The sequence below is a fragment of the Novipirellula artificiosorum genome (assembly GCF_007860135.1).
Taxonomy (GTDB): Bacteria; Planctomycetota; Planctomycetia; order Pirellulales; family Pirellulaceae; genus Novipirellula_A; species Novipirellula_A artificiosorum.
Map to the genome: position 1 here is coordinate 1 of NZ_SJPV01000036.1, position 17165 is coordinate 17165.

Annotated in this window: 15 protein-coding genes; 8 read left to right on the forward strand and 7 right to left on the reverse strand. The window is 54.2% G+C overall.

Translation table 11 applies throughout. The features are described from left to right. The coding region (locus Poly41_RS35350) for a hypothetical protein (RefSeq protein ID WP_231616150.1) at window positions 1-308 on the forward strand (308 nt) is incomplete at its 5' end. A 10-nt stretch (window positions 309-318) separates the two neighbouring features. Here the strand turns inward: Poly41_RS35350 and Poly41_RS33125 are convergent. Both Poly41_RS33125 and Poly41_RS35915 read right to left on the reverse strand, forming a co-directional pair. Beyond that, on the reverse strand, window positions 319-1386 hold the full coding sequence (locus Poly41_RS33125) for a GGDEF domain-containing protein (protein WP_146531660.1): 1068 nt from the start codon (window positions 1384-1386) through the stop codon (window positions 319-321). Window positions 1387-1492: 106 nt separating this feature from the next. After that, a complete protein-coding gene (locus Poly41_RS35915; RefSeq protein ID WP_197231979.1) occupies window positions 1493-1684 on the reverse strand; it encodes a transposase in 192 nt (63 codons plus the stop codon). 898 nt (window positions 1685-2582) lie between these two features. On the opposite strand from Poly41_RS35915, the gene Poly41_RS33135 reads away from it, so the two are divergent. Beyond that, a complete protein-coding gene (locus Poly41_RS33135) occupies window positions 2583-3602 on the forward strand; it encodes a hypothetical protein (protein WP_146531661.1) in 1020 nt (339 codons plus the stop codon). A 756-nt stretch (window positions 3603-4358) separates the two neighbouring features. Beyond that, on the forward strand, window positions 4359-5138 hold the full coding sequence (locus Poly41_RS33140) for a hypothetical protein (RefSeq protein ID WP_146531662.1): 780 nt from the start codon (window positions 4359-4361) through the stop codon (window positions 5136-5138). A gap of 280 nt (window positions 5139-5418) precedes the next feature. Here Poly41_RS33140 and Poly41_RS33145 read toward each other — a convergent pair whose 3' ends face one another. The 4 genes from Poly41_RS33145 to Poly41_RS33155 all read right to left on the reverse strand — a co-directional run bounded on the left by Poly41_RS33145 (window position 5419) and on the right by Poly41_RS33155 (window position 10709). Beyond that, window positions 5419-6210: a hypothetical protein gene (locus tag Poly41_RS33145; RefSeq protein WP_197231980.1), complete on the reverse strand. Its 792-nt coding sequence runs from the start codon at window positions 6208-6210 to the stop codon at window positions 5419-5421. 22 nt (window positions 6211-6232) lie between these two features. Next, the gene (locus Poly41_RS33150) at window positions 6233-7123 is read right to left on the reverse strand and encodes a hypothetical protein (protein WP_146531664.1); all 891 of its coding nucleotides are present in this window, start codon (window positions 7121-7123) and stop codon (window positions 6233-6235) included. 258 nt (window positions 7124-7381) lie between these two features. Further along, a complete protein-coding gene (locus tag Poly41_RS34675) occupies window positions 7382-7534 on the reverse strand; it encodes a hypothetical protein (RefSeq protein WP_197231981.1) in 153 nt (50 codons plus the stop codon). 667 nt (window positions 7535-8201) lie between these two features. Beyond that, complete coding sequence (locus Poly41_RS33155; protein WP_146531665.1) at window positions 8202-10709, reverse strand: toprim domain-containing protein; 2508 nt, start codon at window positions 10707-10709, stop codon at window positions 8202-8204. Window positions 10710-12895: 2186 nt separating this feature from the next. Here Poly41_RS33155 and Poly41_RS33160 point away from each other — a divergent pair. Both Poly41_RS33160 and Poly41_RS33165 read left to right on the forward strand, forming a co-directional pair. Next, a complete protein-coding gene (locus Poly41_RS33160; RefSeq protein ID WP_146531666.1) occupies window positions 12896-13207 on the forward strand; it encodes a hypothetical protein in 312 nt (103 codons plus the stop codon). Between the two features lie 205 nt (window positions 13208-13412). Further along, window positions 13413-13664 (forward strand): DUF1580 domain-containing protein, encoded by a 252-nt coding sequence (locus tag Poly41_RS33165; RefSeq protein WP_146531667.1) that lies wholly within the window; start codon window positions 13413-13415, stop codon window positions 13662-13664. A 262-nt stretch (window positions 13665-13926) separates the two neighbouring features. Here the strand turns inward: Poly41_RS33165 and Poly41_RS33170 are convergent, their stop codons facing one another. After that, window positions 13927-15123 carry a tyrosine-type recombinase/integrase gene (locus Poly41_RS33170; RefSeq protein ID WP_231616151.1) on the reverse strand — a complete coding sequence of 399 codons (1197 nt, stop codon included), beginning with the start codon at window positions 15121-15123 and terminating at the stop codon, window positions 13927-13929. 55 nt (window positions 15124-15178) lie between these two features. On the opposite strand from Poly41_RS33170, the gene Poly41_RS33175 reads away from it, so the two are divergent. The 3 genes from Poly41_RS33175 (at window position 15179) to Poly41_RS33185 (ending at window position 17147) form a co-directional block, all read left to right on the forward strand. Next, on the forward strand, window positions 15179-15433 hold the full coding sequence (locus tag Poly41_RS33175; RefSeq protein WP_146531669.1) for a hypothetical protein: 255 nt from the start codon (window positions 15179-15181) through the stop codon (window positions 15431-15433). A 501-nt stretch (window positions 15434-15934) separates the two neighbouring features. After that, window positions 15935-16294: a hypothetical protein gene (locus Poly41_RS33180; protein ID WP_146531670.1), complete on the forward strand. Its 360-nt coding sequence runs from the start codon at window positions 15935-15937 to the stop codon at window positions 16292-16294. 463 nt (window positions 16295-16757) lie between these two features. Next, the gene (locus Poly41_RS33185; RefSeq protein WP_146531671.1) at window positions 16758-17147 is read left to right on the forward strand and encodes a hypothetical protein; all 390 of its coding nucleotides are present in this window, start codon (window positions 16758-16760) and stop codon (window positions 17145-17147) included. The last annotated feature ends 18 nt before the right edge of the window (window positions 17148-17165 follow it).

Below are 17165 nucleotides of genomic sequence, written 5' to 3' on the forward strand. Positions count from 1 at the left end.
CCCACACGTTTGCCAACGATCCCAACACACGGTACGTCATTTTCGTTCCGCATCGCAGCAACTTAACGGTTTTGACTCTTCCCATGGGAAACGCAGCTCGATCACTCTCAACTCTCCTCGGTTGGACCACCCTAAGTCACGAAGCAACTTCATTTCGGCGCGGCGGTGTGATTCACTGTCTGCAGATTATTGGATCGTCTTCTGCCGTTCGGGTGATCAGGCCGTTTGCACGAAGCAGCAATCCTGGCGGTTCCATAAAGAGACTGACTTGTTCATTGGAACTCGAAACGGTGGTATTCACGGAATAGTGTCAGAATATCAGTCCAATTTCCGCTCCACCATCACGCGATTACGGCCACCGTTCTTTGCACTGTAGAGTAGTTTGTCGGCGCGTTCGAACCAAGTTTCGTGATTGTCGTTCGCTCGTAACAAGGCCCCACCAATCGAAGAGGTCAACTGCCCCAAATACTCATGGGTATCGTTTAGCGTCATCTTGTTTTTCGCAAAAAACTGACAAACTGTTTCTGCGAGATGAACTCCCTCGTCCATGTCAATCGAATTGAGAAAAATGGCGAACTCATCGCCTCCGTAGCGAGCGACCGATGCATCTCCGGCTAACCGTTCGATATTGGTTGCGACAAAACGTAGAACCTGATCACCGGCTGCATGACCGAAGGTGTCATTGACCAACTTGAATTTATCCAGATCCACAAGCAGCAGGAAAAAGTGCCGCTTACCCCGCTCTTGATGTTCCAGCGCGCTGGCAATGATGGTGTCAAAAAACAAGCGGTTGCCGACACCCGTCAGAGGATCCGTCATCAACTTTTTTTGCGATTCGAAATAACGATCTCGCAACGTAGTGACTTGGCGATGCGATTCTTCAAGACGGCTTGCCATCTGACTGAGCTGCTCTTGCATTCGGTGGTTACTCTGCAGCACCGATGCCACACAAGCTTTCAAGTCATCGACCGTCGCTGCATCTTCATCCAAACTGGCACTCGCTGAGCGAACTGAAGACTGGAATGCGTTACCTGCCGATTGCTGATCATGGATGATCGATTCGACCGAGCCAATGGTCTTGGACAAGCCTTCTCCGAGCTGCTGATTCAATTCGGCTTGGTCACCACTCGTAAAGAACTGCTGATGTAGTTGCTCGAGCAGTTCGGCATCCGCTGATTCAGCATCATTGACAGCGTAGGAAAGCTGTTCACACAGGGGCGTGTTCGATCCCTCTGCGTAGCGATACCACACTTCGTAGACATCGGGGGTGGGTGGCGTACGAAACTGGGCAACAAATCCGAGAGCTTGCTTTGCGATCGCAAATGGGGTCATGTGATCCTGGTTGGAAGTTGCTTTGGACGGATCGGTTTTGGGGGCAGTGCTCAACCGAGACTCCTGATATGAGGTTCGTTCCGATGTCTAACTGAATTCATTTATCGGAAGTTGGACGTGGTTAGCCAATCCCCCTCCTCACGTTTAGTTGCTCATTCAATTAGGAAGCCCTTTTCGGTCCATGCGGGTTTAGTGTGGGTAGAGATCGAGCCCGCCATAGTAAAAGTAGATCGCTGTTTTTGAAGTTCTCACGGTTTCTGTCGCCGCCAACGCGGCGTTTGATCGACATGATCTTGCTGTTGATGCCCTCGGCAAATGCATTGGTGATCCCATGCGTGCAGTAGCTGACCACATTGGTTTATCAAGCGATTTGCATCGGACACGACGCGAGCCCAGCGGCCGACACCGGCAATCGAATATTGCACTCTCCACGATCGATGAAACCAGTTGCAGTTGGCTGAGTGCCATTCGTGCAGGCGGAATGACCATACGGATGGAGCGGACCGAAATGCGGAACGTGTCAGCAAGTTTGAGACGACCTATTTTGCAATTTAGTGAACGGAGCCAGCGTTATCGAGTGCCAGCCCTCCGAAACCCCATTCGCATCAAGTTACGACATAGCCAAGTCGGCGCGATTTTTCGCCGCATCTCACGCTACGCAGTAAGGAGGTTTCTGTGCGGCAACAAAACAAACCTTCTTGGTAGACATGTTGACGCGTAGACGGGGGAAAGAATTCGGTGACCCACAAGCCAAGTTGATCACGATGATCATGTCATCCCACGTGACAAAGCTTGATCAACTTGATCATCTTGAATATTCTGTCTCGATTTGTCGCTCCTGATCCCAATGCTTAAGCAGACGTACCGCTGCTCGATTCCGTCCTTGCTGGCGAACGTAATCGCAACAACCTGGATGCTTCGCTTGCAGCTCTGGGGACTTATCCCACTTTGCCGCTTGCCTCCATCGCCAGCGTACGTCCTTACTTGTCGCAACCGGGTAGGCGCCCGTTAGCATAGCCAGCGAATCGAGTACTTCGTGGGTGACGTGCCGTGTCCTTCGGTTAGCAAGGTCGGCGAGCAGCTGCACCAACACATTTTGGTGGAATCGATGGTTTGTGGTCTGTTGCTGGAGTTGCCGCTATCACTATTTCTGTCGTTCCTTCCGGGGCGGCCCGGGCTCTGCACCCATTCGATTGGGTGCTCAGCGGCAACGCCGGGCCGCCACGGATCCAATCACAGAGTAATTTGCGATGACTCAGCCAACCAAGGTACCAAAAAAAGTCGGGGTAAAACGCAAGAAAGACGCGCCGTCAGGCAATAAGAAGCCTTCCTACACCGGCCGACACAAGCGACCAAAGATTGATGATGTAATCGCGGTCATCGACGGAATTAAATCGATTCACGAGGCGTGTGCCAAAGTGCCGATTATTGGTGCCCGCGATTTCGACCGCCTGGTTGATGACATCAGCAACGCGGGACTTCTTGAGCCGGTTAAGATCACCGCAGCTGGGCAGTTGGTTGACGGTCGATCCCGCCTGATGGCCTGTCATGTCCTGGGCATTCCGATTTGTGAAGAGAAGGTTATCGTCACCGACCAGGACCCGGTCGCTATTGCTAGGGCCAATCTGTCGCGTCGTCACCTAGCTTTGGATGCGATCAACAAAACTGCCGACCAATTGGCCATGCTCGCTGTTGAAGCATTGAAGGCAGAAGAGCAAGCGGCCGCCGAAAGGAAAAAGGTTGGTAATTCAATGGGCGGTAAGGTCAAAGCTACCGAGGGCAAGTCTACGGGCGCGGCGCCCGTAAAGCAGAAGCGGGAACCAAACTCGGTGGAAATAGTCGCCAAGAAAACGGGTGTGCCTCAGCGAAAGATCAAGGCCGCCAAGAAGCTGAAGGAGAAAGACCCAGAACTCGCCGAACAAGTGGAAGCTGGCGAAGTGTCACTTGAGCAAGCTGCGACGGAAGCCGGCGTAACGAGACCCAAAAGTGAAAAGTGCAAACCGAATCCGGGGTGTAAGTCGGGAAGTGCCGGCAAAGCACCAGCGTCTTGCAATCAACCCACAGTGGTTTTCGACGACGGACCGATCGTTGCCGCCTACAGGGAGGTTCGCGCTGTCGCAATGCTCTACGGCGGGGACTGGCAGGTTTCCGTTCATGATGATTCGACCCGCTGCCAAGACGCAAAAAAAAAGGACGATGCGATTGCGATTGCCCTTGGAATGGTGAAGGACGTGATAGCGAGGCGGGCTGAGTTGGTAGAGGCGAATTGACACTGTGCCGTTCGCGAGGGATTGGCAACGACTGCTGTATAGGTCGTGCCGATGACATTGCTATCCGAGACACGGGTCATCGCCATCATTGGAAACACCTTTGATTGCGATGACCATTTTCTTTAGCCCCTGGTGGCTCGGGGGTCTATTCTCGAAACCACTACCAAGCCTATCGGACGCCTTCGGGTGGGGCGAATTGATGCAGCCAAATCCACACGGGTTACCTAGCTCTCGATCGGGGCCGATGAGTCCCTGATGTCGCCGTCTGTGCATTCTGGCGCTGCCGCAGCACGTCCCTCGCCGTTCTCCATTGCAAGGCTTCAGGGCCCCCCTCAGGTGTCATGGAGCCAGCCGAAACGTCGCTTCATCCGCAGCGCCAACCCATACACGCAGGATCGTGTCATTTTTGTCGTAGCGATTCAGGCTCCGTCTCATATCGCATCGCCCTAATAAAACAACGGCGAGGTATTTCTTAGCTCGCGGCTTCAGTCACGCCGGTCATCCGGAAGCGTTAGGTGGCCACTGGAGACCGCACAGGCCGCCATCCAAGGTCTTTCATCTCCCAGCCAACGACCGACTCGTTTTGCAGATTCACTATCTCGTTTTGTCGACTCATGCAACACCGATAGCGACATCACCGGCAACAGCACGCCGGTTCGGTTATTCTGTTGGTGCGTTGACTACCAAACCGAGTCCAATTCGGCGAATGACGCCAACCAGTCAACTGCATCATCCATTCGCAAAGTTGATATCGTCATGAAGAAGAAGGTGGCCAAGAGGTCTGCGGCAAACAAGCCACACAAGAAAAGGCCGTCCAATCAAGAGCCCTTGCACGAGAAGATCGAGCACTGGGATAAGCTGTTCCGTGAAACCGGTAAGGCTGAGCGAATCGCCAACTTTTGCCAGATTAGCAGGGAGTCACGAGAGTTATCGAAGGTTTACGGCGAGGGACAGGTCATTGCCTGCCTACGCGTCGTTGCAGGCGAGCATAAGACCGCCCGTCGACTGTGGAAGCTTAACAGCTTGCCAAAAGGGATGCTAACGCAAGCGAAAAATCATGCGGCGAAACTGGTCAAGGAGGACGCGAAACAAGCAGGATCGTCTGGGCGTCGGTCTATATTCTCAGCCATACATCTACTGGAGTTCGTTGGGATACCTGATTCCCTTGAGGATAAGCGCCAGAAACTGTTCAGCGATTGCCTAGAGAAGTGTTGGTCGCGACGAAGGCTGCAGCAAGAAATCAACACGATGTATGCCAATAACCCAGGGGAGAGTGCCTCACAGGGGCGAAGAGCAGTTGTAAGGCCGCTGCAACGGGCGCGAGCTGTTTGCACTCATGCAGAGGCGATGAAAGCTGCACTCGAGGACGTCCTCGATGACAAGTTCGTGACGAGCGTTAGTCGAACTAAGGCAAGCGATCGTAATGCGGCGATCGAGCAGTTCGGTCAGGCGATCGGTTTGCTTGAGTCGATTCGCAACCAAACCAAACGAGCAATAAGAAATCTTGGCAAAGCAAGTAAGGCGCTGGAAGAGTAACAGGTACCAATGGCTGAGTAAGTCCGGAAGCAAAGCATGGATCCTCCGAATGGGCATGAACATGTTAAATGACGACGGGCCTTCACCGATCCGTGGTGCATGGTTCGGCTTCGTCGACTTTGCACTACCGGCACGCTTCCCCAGGACGCGTCCTGAGTCACTTCGAGGCATCCGAGGTAAGCCGTGAGTTGCCACTGTTTTTTTTCAGATGGCGGCCGGCTTCACTTCGAAAATGCTCCTCAGTCTCTGGTTCACTCTCCATAGGCCAGATTCGACACTGTCACGATGTTGATCGCTTGCGGACCTGCTTCAGGTACTTCTGGTACTCCGCTTGTATTCGTGTCCATCGACGTGTCGCACGATCTGTGGCTGCATCCCAGTATTTGGCTGTTTTCGTATCCGTGGAAACTCGCAAGGCGCCGATCCCACAACGCATCATATCCATCCACGCTAGGGAAACGGCTTCGGCGTAAAGCCTCCCTATCCCATCGTCGACCTCTTCGCTCAGAGAAGCGGAGATGCCATCGAGTTTCGATCGCAGGAGTGCCTCCGTTTCCGGTGACCCGGAGGCGAATTTCAGCAACTCGTCGCGAGCGATAGCGACGAGCGAGGTTGCTTCAGCGTACAGGCCCGGTGTTGCCGCGATCCAGCCTTCTAGCTCTTGCTTCGCGACTTCATCACCCTGGTTTGCAAGGCGACAGGTCTGCTTGAAGCGTTTGATTCGTGGTGGCTTCATAGTGATTGCCGTTGATGGGGTCTGAGTCAGCGTGTCTGAGTCAATCAGTTGCACCAGGCCGTCAGTCACCAACCAGCCAGCCGACCATTTTTCCAATCGTACGAAGTGATGCTCAAGCTTGGTCGCGATTTCTATCTCGTTCCGAAGATCGGCCTCACGGGCAGCACGGTTTGCATTCGCGAGCGTCTTTGTCCGCATCAGGTAGGAAACGACGGGATCGTCCATGGATCCGATGTAGCGTTTTCTAAGACGACCGTTAACACGTTCAACCGTGGTGACGTACTGCTTCAGTGTTCCGCGTCTTCGCTCGATGGACATAATCGATTTGTGTAACACGAGGTCGGTACTTCCCCAAACATCAAGCACTGCGCCGCCGCTGCCGCTGCTTGGCCGGTTTCGACGCCGGATGCAATTGACCGGCGGTGACCTCTTTGTTTTCTAACGTATCACACAAATATTTCGTAACGCGATTTTCGAGCATTTGACTGACGGTGACGCCGGTGGTTGCTGGCCGGCCCCCAAGACTGCCAAACTTCGCTTTCAGCGTCGCTAGTCGATAACGGTCGGTTTCGGCGATGATCTCGCCCAGAATGAGTAATTCCAGTTGTTCGAGCTCTCGCCCTTGGAGTGTCGTCAGGTCGTGGGTCGTGCCAAGCAGGTGCATCCTAGTGAGCATGTGATCGCAGGCACCCTGTCCGCCAAAATACGCCGCCCGATACAGTGCCTTGCGTCGATAGCACACCGATTCGTGCTTTGACTCGATTATGTTCGTCACGATCCACGAGCGAGCGTCTAGCCGGTCCATGACATCGAAAAAGACGTCGCAGTAGTCATCAATGATCATTGGGTGCAAGCCTACCGAAGCCGCCACCTCCACAGGATCCATTCGAGCCAGCAGGCGGGCCTCGATTGCCAGTCTGCGGTACGGGTCATAGTGAATTGCTTCGACAGCTGCGACATCAATGATGCGATCACCGAATAGCTGATCATGCAACCCATCACGAACATGGCCGATGTGGTTGACGATCTGCCATAGGATTGGGCCGTAATCCGTCGCCCGTCTTGCCGTACCTTTGCTGACCAGGTTCTGTGCTCGTGCCCAACGCCAAGACGGACCATGGCTCGTGAGACCAGTTAGGCGAACGGTCGCCTGTGAAATGCGTTCTGATCGCAAGTCGTTCCCGTTCAGATCGTCCGTCATGTTTTTTTGCTCTCCGTCGTCGTAATCAACCTGATCAGCAAGGTTCATCGATACTGCTTGTCGTGCGACTACATAAACTTGACCATCAGGCTGGGAAAACCTGCCACGTTGCCCTCACTGGGGGTAGTTGGGCATCGCATACGACGCGTGGCTTGGGCAGCCGAGCGACACCAAGAACCGGTGGCAACACGGGTAGTAGATCTCGACTGGCGGAAAATGGCAATTTCCGAACTACTTTCGATATGCCAACCAGTCGTCGTGATGCATCCGCACACTTGGCAATAACGCTATCGAACGCTGCCCTAATCAGGTAACAATCGCGATGACGAAAAAGTCTGGCAGGTTGTTGGTGATCACCATAGGCGTGAATACTGGCTTACTTGGGAACATCGCGCCGGCAACTCCCGCAGCGAACGATACGCGTTGCAACTGGAGCCCATAGGGAGGCTCATTCGCCATTAATGTCATTCCGACGTAGTACGGAAAGCAGCCACCAGCCCTGTATCAAACGCAAGCGACTCATGGGGGCACTTAGCGAGTGCTGGACAGTTTTCTGCACCTTCCCAATCATGAGGTGCTGGGCAGTGCGTCCGCTGGCCGACAATCGCTCCGTCTATCCTGATCTATTGACGCTAGTGTTTACGAGTTTGGTCGACAGGCCAGGCCCCATTTGGTTGACGCACGCAACGTGGATGTAGTCTGGAAGCTGCGGTGTTGCATTGATCTTGTTTGTCGAAGTGTCGAAGTGTCGAAGTGTCGAAGGGGTTGGTAGCGTCAGACGTGTAATAGGAATGACACTCAGTGCATATTCAGTCGTTTGACCATACGTCTAAGCACTTCAGCGTTCTCTTCGACACTTCGACAAAACAGGCTAACTCCTATAAGGAACACCGTGATTCTTAGCGTATGCAACTTCGACATGAAACCGACAGCACTTCGACGACTTCCCTCAATTCAGCCGAATGTCCTGAACGAGGACGCCGTGGGAACTGCATCAAGCAAGGCTGATCGATGAACGTGTGGGCACTCGGCAAACGAATCGTCGGATGCCAGCACCAGTGATCCTGATGGGTGATATGGCTAGCGCGTCGCCCATTGTCGACATGGATCTTTGGTAGCGAATAGCCTATTTCGAATTGTGCTGTCGCCGGAACTCGCTCGTGAGTCGGTCGATGTCCTGCTTGGATTCGTTCGGCAGCAGTTGGTATTGGTTGGTATTGCGTGGTTTGTTGGCCACCAAGGTGTACCTATCACTACTTCGAAATGCCATTGCTGAGAGTCGTTTTCCCAGTCGCCTTGGCGATGGCATGGCTCCTGAAAATGCGTCCTGAATTGTCAATGCAGCGACGCGATCATGAAGACTTGGGGATTCGCTAAATTTGACCATCTCCGCAGCAAGGTCTTTCGCGGTCCACCAATCATAGCCTGGCGTCGGAACCTGCGAACACGGTCTGAGCTGGGCAATCGCCTCGATAAACTCCGACGCTTGTTCTGCGTCAGCGTCATAGGCTCGATCGTTGGTTTTGACCAACTCTCGAAGGTCGTGTCCGCTGAGTTCCTCTATGCCGTCAACCACCCATGTCGACCATTCCGGGAAACTCTTGATGGGGCGTTTGTCATCATTCGGCGAATCGTGGTTCCACAACCAACACCAAACCGTCAATGCGTGTCCCAAGAGATCGTTGCGATGATCTGCGACATATTCGCTTAGCTCGCCAAGAACGAAGGCGGCCTTGTCCTGACACCTGATGTTCAAGGTGATGACTCGACGGGCGATTTCGTCGGTATAGGAAATATCGTTTCCGGTGAAGAATACGGTCGCTTCATTTCGCCGCGACACGCTTTCGCTTGAACCAAGGACTCGGTCTGACCAGACACGACTTGTTCCAAGCTTTGCAAGAGATGCACTAGCAATGGCCGTCCCTCGCGGCACGTTGTCAAACCAGAGAATGCTGCGGTAGTTCTTCAACTCAGCCGTTATGACCTTTCGCATCTCATCATCCTTACGGTCATATCCTAGTGCACCCATATGGGATGGTGAAGCAATCTGCAGGATCGACTCCACTATCAGTGACTTTCCCGCGCTTGGGTGATCTGCCGTTACGGCGAAGAAGGGTACACAGCCGTCGATCGCAGATCGTCCCACACAAGTGATCAGTGCACTGACAGCGCCAGTCGGGCCCTCCTCATCTGAGAAGTCAAAGTCATGGAACAGGGCAGTCAGTTGCTCAAAGCACTGCTTGGCTTGCTGGCGTGTCGGTCTATCAAGAACGTAATTGCTTGGGTCCCATCCCGACGGGACTCGCAACACGAATGTCTCTGTGGCAGAATCATAACCCGCCTTCACGACGACACGCCCATCCGAAAGAACCCCCGGTCCCGGTAGCACTGATTTGATCCTTGGAATCCCCTCATAGTCGGTCCGGTGATAGGTGTTCTTTGCCAAATCCGCAGGACAGGATTTTGGAACCATGTTTCCGTTCCTATCCGCCGATTCAAAGAGGCAAAACCGGTCGATTTGGGCAGGCAAGGCTTGAGAACTCAGATCGAGAAGCGTCTCGGTAGTCGGATCGAATCGGCAAATCTTCCCTCTTTGATCGCGGAAGAATCCGTTCTGCGCCAACAGGTCCAAGATCCGTTCCGCTGCTTCGCCCATAAAATCGGGCCCGATCAGAATGCGAGGACGAAAGTCCGGTCGATCGAGTTCATGCTCCTTGGCAAGAGTCTCGAGATAAGTGTCGAGTGCTTCGCCATCCAGATATCGGATGTACTGAGCGTCCCCGTCGGGAATGTCATCAATCCCCTTGTACTTGGGATCCCACAGCATCAACCGACATGGCATATCTCGCTGTCGGCACTCGCTGATCGCACCAATGAGAGCCTTTGCAACATGCTTGTTCGTGCGATGATCCGAATCATACGCCCAGTCAATCCCAGAGACAGCGGTCTTTCGGGCCAATTCGATCGCCGCACGATACTGAGACGCCCCTGGCATCGACACCGCAGGCAAATTCATATATCGAGTCGCGAACTCGGCTTTGAATTCACCTTCGGCGACAACAAGAGGACGTGGGGGCTGTTGGTTTCTATTTGCGTCTTGTAGAAGGTTTCTTGTCGGAATTGGAACATGAATCAAGCTTGCCTTATGACCGGAATCATCAGAGCCGAGATAGCGGTATTTCCCTTTGTCTCCCGGCTCATCCAAACGCAAACGCAGCCGCGTAATCAAGCCGAATCGATCACGCATGGGTATGACCATCGCCTTATCGCGTGGCATGTCAAAGGAGATCTCCCCATGGCTCTGAGAGAATCCAGGAACCGTTGCTATTAGCTCAGCTCGGTCGTCATCGGTAAGATCCTCATAGCCCGGCTCTACCTGAACGCGGTAATCAACTTCACTGGTGATGTCGAAAGCAATGTCTTCAAACTTCCTAGGATCCGAGTAGAGTGATTTGATCCCCATTTCCTTTATCGCGTCATTGTCGAATCCCCGCTCCCGTAGATTGTCGCCATGACGCTTGCTTCGCTTCAGCACTTTCACGACAGCCTCGTAACAGATGTCTCGGAGCTTAGCGTTATAGAACCAATCCCCCACGACCGGCTCCACGACCCATGGAATATAGTGCTTCAGCATTGCGTCACGCATCTCCTCGCCGCCGCATTGACACCTATTGCAAAACACAACGACCTGTGTATCGCCAGCCTTGACTTGGCATTTCGTCGAGGAGGCTGCCGTAAAGCAACTAGGGCATTCGATTGAAATCGCGTCACTGCTTAGCGATTTGCACTTTACGCCAGCGTTCTTCAGTCTCTCGACATACGCTTGGAACTTGTCCTGGGTCCTAGCCTTCGACTTCAGAGGGTCCTGGATCTGCCGCGTGCCCTCTGACGTGTTTTTCATTTTGACGTCTGACGCTGCTGTTGCCGTCGAACTGGACGTCGCACTCCTTTTTGATGAACCATGTTTCGTCTTTACAGATTTTGTAACCGACATAGAAAGGTATAACCTAGCAGACGACTAAGCAGTCTCCGATCAACCGCACTCTGTGGTTGATCGGATGAACGGTGGTCGTCAGGTTCACCGCTCAATTGCCGATTTGGGTTTACCGACCCAAATCGGACGCACAGAAACATCAGACACCCGCGCGAGTTGATCCCCAAATTCGCGCGGGTGCTGTGCGTTATGAAGCGGCTTTCATCTGCCGATGACCCAAGTCCACCATGCGTCCCCTGTGGGATCGACCCGATCGCTTTCCAGGCTATCGCGGACCAGACAGCCGAAATGCTGGATGGACTCGTCCAGCCCCACAACTGGTTCGTGGGGCGCAATGCGCTGCCCAGCTACGGCATGCGAAACTGACACCGAATCGTCTAGTGAAATCCTTCGGAGTTTGGATCACTGGATGAAGCAGTGACCGGGGCATGCACCTCATCGACCTGAGCTCAGTGATCTTTTTCCGCCACTGTCAATAGGTGTTTTGTTGCGTCACCAAACTGTAGTCAGGTCCTGGTCCGGCCGTTCGACGTCAGACTACAACGCCTGACCAGTAGCTAGCCCACCTGGACTCGATGGTCACTGGGCTGGGTAAAACGGCACCAACAATGTCCCCTGGCCTTCCCGAATCGAAACGACGCTGTTTTCCTAGAATGCATCGGTGGCGGTGACAAAATCGCTTTGTTTGTTCCTGCGAGGAGGATAAGATTGAAGGTGTCGACGTTGCGGGGTATTCCACTAAGTTTGACCGCCCCTGTCCTTTGCCTCTTGCTCATTCTCATCCGGTACCTATGCACGACAGTTGTGGCGGCTTATCACTCGCAATTCGGCATAAATTCAGCCGTCCTCGCTGGGCGTGTACTTGGCTGCGCAGCGGCGTTAGTTCCCCATCCTGGTCTTATCTGTGGGCATCCGAGCGATGTTTTGCTCCGTTCGACTGGCAGCGATCTTTGCGGGATGTAGCAAGAGCACATCGTCCGATGACGAGCATCCTGGGCTGGCAGTCCGGAAATATTCGATGCATCCGGGATCTCACCTATCAAGGCAGGTACTCAGTGGAGAGGTGGCGTCAGATCGTCGTGCGCGAAGATGATCAACGGGGGCTACAAGAACTGCTGGTCCTGGGGAGTTACCGCTACCAATGATCGTGCACGACCTTCCCCGGGACGCGTCCCGGGGAAGAGGCATTCGCGTGCAGTCAGCATCTCGGTCACGTAATGCGGAGGCTGACGCAGTTGGAAATCGATACATTGAGTTAGCGAGAAGCATCGATTCCATCCTTGTTTGGCCACTGTACTTCACGACACGGTCTCGTTTTCCGAAGTGCTTCTAGCGGCGTGCGTCACGCGTGGTTATCGGCAAAGCAGATGCTAACTCGGCCATGGAATGTCGAATCGCCCAATAATCCGAATGGGCCTTAACAGTCGGCCTACCCACGTGTCTCGATGTCTCCTCCTTTGCAACATCGCCTACGTGTGGTGGCACATCCCGGAGGCATACGCGGGCTGGGACACGGGCAACATGCTCGTCTAGTTTTTACGGCCCCACGACAACGATTGGCCTGATGACTGGGCTGAATTGCAGAGTGCGGTGGAATCCTCACCTGATCGGTTCATGCGAGGACGCCATTCGGATCAACATGACCTCCGTTTCGGCGTGCCCGCGACCGGGTAGAATGGTCGAATTGCACGTTGTACCTGACATAGGATCCCTACGCTGAATTGACCAATCCGCCAGAGACAAACCCGTACTCACCGCCGAAGGCCGTATCGGACTCGGTTGTCCGTATACAGCGTCCTCGGAAGAGTGTCTGGCTACGAAGACTCTTGGTTGTCCAAGCCGCCGTGATCGTTTGTTCGCTGGCAGTGGAAGCGATTGAGCACGAGTCGATCGTCGGTTCCGGGCCAATCTTAGCTTCGGTTGGTTTATTGATTGCGATTGTCGCTTATCGCCAACGCGACGTCGTCGCTGTGGTCTTCGGCTCGTCGGCGGTTGGTTTCGCTCTGCTTATCGTGTTTCTAATCAACTTCTATCGATGGGCGCCGGCCGAAGGCGATCGACCCATTACGATCATGGCGTTCGCTTACGCATTTCTCGCTTTGCCGTCAGTGTGGTGGTTGGTCACACGTCGCGCTTGAATCGGCAGAACGCTCGTGGGTGCTGCTCACTCTACGTTCCATCGTGGCGGCATGATGGGCTGTGAATGCTTCGAAGGTAGATCGTTCCTAGGAGACAGAACCTCACGTTTTTGGTGTGGTTTGCATTCAGTGCAAAAACATGCATCGACTCACATCGCAGTAGGTGTTTGCCTGTTGCAACTAATTCGTATTCGTCGAGGACAACATGGTCGCCAATCCAAGTACTCCAAACCGCAATGATTCAGAACCTGATCCACTCCGTCTGCTTACCGAGGATGTCATCCCGCTTAAAGATGTCCCAGCCGAGCTTCCCAATCGCGTGGACGTTTCAAGCGTCTGGCGTTGGGCAATGCGAGGTGTTGGTGGCATCAGGCTGGAAACGGTGAAGGTGGGCGGGAAGAAGCTAACAAGCCGCCAGGCCGTCACCCGGTTTATTCGAGCCACGTCGAGAAACTAGGGCAGTCAGTTGCGGACCAGCACGCTTGTTGGGCTTCGTTCTTATAGAACGGGCATGACACGCCCAATTCGGTGGCCGAAAGGCCATTGGTGAATCCGGGTGTGTGAACCGGTCGTCCGTTTAGGCCCGCCACAACCTTTACTCGCTTCGAGAAGCCGGTTCGAGTAAGTCTCGTTCGCTTGGTCCGAAGCACATTGACCCGACGCCGTGTCGCTCGCCCGTTGGGGCGAGCTAGTATCACTGGTTTTCAAGATGGCGATCGCTACTCAGCAAGGCCCGGAAGGACGCGGGCTGCTTCGATCGCCTTCGCTTCCGATTGCTTCGCGTAGTGTTCGGTCATGGAGACGTGTGAATGGCCAAGCAGGGCCTGTGCTGCTTCCACACCCAGTGCATCACGGACTTGCGTCCCTGCGGTGTAGCGAAGCTGATAAGGCGTCCATGCTTCGACACCGGCCTCTTTTGCCGCTCGTTGAACGGCTCGCCGGTAGCTATCTTTCGTGTAGGCATCACCCGGTGGTCGCTTGGGGTTTTCCTTGCACTTCGAGCCTGGGCGGTCCCCACAACTCAGAGGCGTTTTGCGTGCTGCATGCTTTTGGTCGCGATGCCACCGGATCGCCTCCTTAGGTGAAAAGCAAAAGGCATCCGAGCTTCGATCCATAAAGGGCTGGAGCGCTGCCCTCGCATCACCCAAGATTGGGACTGCCTTGGTTTTGCCACGGTGGGCTGTTTTGTGTTCCGCCGGTCGGTAGATCCACGTGTTTGGGTCGGTTTGGTCGATGTCGGAGGGCCGCATCTTACAGACCTCTGACGGTCGCATTCCGGTGGCGACTTGGATACGCACCATCGCCCTCACCACCGGAGACAGTTTCTTGGCGGTCGCAGCAACAATACTCAGCTCCACCGGCTTTCTTGGTATTGATTCTGGTGCGGGCGTTTGTCCCCGTCGCAGCGGTTCGAGGGTTTGAAGCCGAAGCAAGATGTTGACGTCAATCAACTCACGGCTGATCGCGTGCTTGAAAATACTGCAAATGGACCGCGTTTGCTGGTTCGCGTATCGTCGGTTGTTCCCGGAGGCGACGAACAGATCTCGAAGTTCCGCCAGCTTTCTCGGCCCAAATTGGGCAGCCGGGACGTCACCGTATTCGTCCTCCAGTAGCATACAGAGGTTCTGGAGAGTGCGGCGATGGTGAGGGTTGTTGGCGTACTTGACCTCGATGTACTCGCGAAACTCGGCCGTGATGCAGCGAACGGTGACCGGGGCATCCGCAAGTTGGCGGGGTGTCGCGATTGGCATTGTTTTGCCATTAGCGTTGTACTCCGCGAGCAGCGTAAAGTACTTGGCCTTCGACTCGGGCGAGTCGTATTCGCCTAAGAAAAAGTCCCTTCCATCCAGTGTTACGCGGGCTTGGCCGGAAATGTGGTATCGGTATGCGGGGGCGTCAACCTTGGGGCGTGGCATGCAAAAACTCTCCATTTGGAGTTATTGGGTAAGCCTTACCCAATAACTAATTTTGGTGAGTCGCACGGTCAGGTTGACCGGTAACGCCAGAGAGGCGTTTCGACCGGGAAATAACGAGGTTTCAAAGAAGAGTCTACCAGTGGGCGATACAGGAACCGAATCTTGCGACGAAAACAACGTGAATTGCGGGGTGAAACCGCAAGGCGAGGTTTCGGCGGTTGCATCGGCGGTTGCATTACACCCGGTGGCACCCGAGTTGTTGGCCATTATCCGCAAGTGGAAAGCAGAGCACGGCCAACCGCTTGATTAGGCCGCGAAAAATGCCTGCTGAGGCGACTGCGGGCCTGGTTTCGAGGGGAATCGTCGCGGGGTTCAGAAAGTGCGTTAAACGCCAAGCCAGGGCGGTCAGAATAAGTTATGACGTCAGATAGCTCAGGATAGCGATCATTGGTTGGATGCCTCTCGCTAATCAAGTTGTAACAACCAAAGGAGTTGATCTTTGTCGTCGTTCTTAGCAATACGGTTTTACCGCTCTGCTCTGCTCGGCCAAGTTCGATGCAGCTTGCAGTCACAGCAATCAACAGCTGCGGCTGATGTTCTGTTGAGCCAACAACGCTCGCCGGTGTTTCGGCCAAGTCGCTGTCCTTGCCGGCAAGGATGTATCGCCGTCTCTAATCGATGAAAATGAATGTCTAACTCATGCCATCACATTCGCGAATCATCTTTTTGGAGCTTTCGGACTCTTATTGTAGATTCAACGGTACCGCTCAATGTTCTTTCCATTTCGCTCCTTTGCTTCACTGTCGAAACCATGTCTGCCTTCATTCATGCCCCCATCCAAACCATACACCCACTCGTCCATGACCTGCGGCAAATTCTTCGGCTCAGTGCTCACCAAGGCAGTCGTCATCATGGGTCAAAAGAACATCCGACAATCAGCCAGTACGCCCGGTGGTGCGACTGCACGCCACAACTGCTAGGCAAGTTCGCCAATGGCAAATCTCAGAGCTTGGGCCACGAGATCGTCGACGACCTTGCTGCACTGACCGGACTGTTCCCCTCGGCCACGAGCGAGCAACGAATGGTTCGCTTACAACAAGCCGACGTATGGCTGGCGTCGCCGGATTTGCGGGCCAAGTTTCCTCGAGTTCGCCACTTCGTTCTGCGGTAGCCACCTCGAAAGAGAACCTGCGACGAAGTGTCTTTTCGTTTTCGAGAAAACAGCTCCGTTTACCACCAAAGCCCAATGCCCCAGTAATTGCTCACTCGAAAACAGGTGGAATTGGCCCCATTCCACCACTTTTCGCACAAGCGTCGAAACGCATCTACGGCCTCGCTTATTCGGTGTCGCAAACAGTAGGAACAAAGGCTTGCCGTCTCAAGCGTCGCCAAACGTTTGCTGTGACGCAAGTTTGAAACCGAGGACCAGGATTTGTAACCATCGCATCACCGTTTTGAGGCCCCGGAACGGTCGAAATCGGTTCATGTCGCGTTTTCACCGGCGAATGGCTGCAAATGCACCAACGAAGTCGCAAGATTGGCGCAGAAAACCGAAAACCTAACACGTTTGGTCGCATGGTGATTTCCGCCTCGCCCAGTATTCCCGTCACTTCTCTATTGATCGATCGAGGCTCATGAACGCTTCAAAATCCCTTTCACTCACCGACTCGATACGCCAAGCCTTGCGGGACGCCGCCCAGCGGAAGAGCCGGCAGGCTGGAGGCAGGCCAATGCCAACACTTCGGCAGTACGCTCGATGGTGTGGCTGTTCCCCACAGTTGCTCGCCGACCTTGCTAACCGAAAGACACAGCACGTCCCCCACGGAGTTCTCGATTCGCTGGCCATGCTGACCGGCGCCTACCCGGTGACGACAAGTAAGGACGTACGCTGGCGATGGAGGCAAGCGGCGAAGTGGGATAAGTCCCCGGAGCTGCAAGCGAAGTATCCTAGTTGTTGCGACTACGTCTGCCAGCAAGAACGGATTCGAGCAGCGGTGCGTCTGCTTAAGCAGTGGGACAAGTAGCGACGAATCAAGACAGGA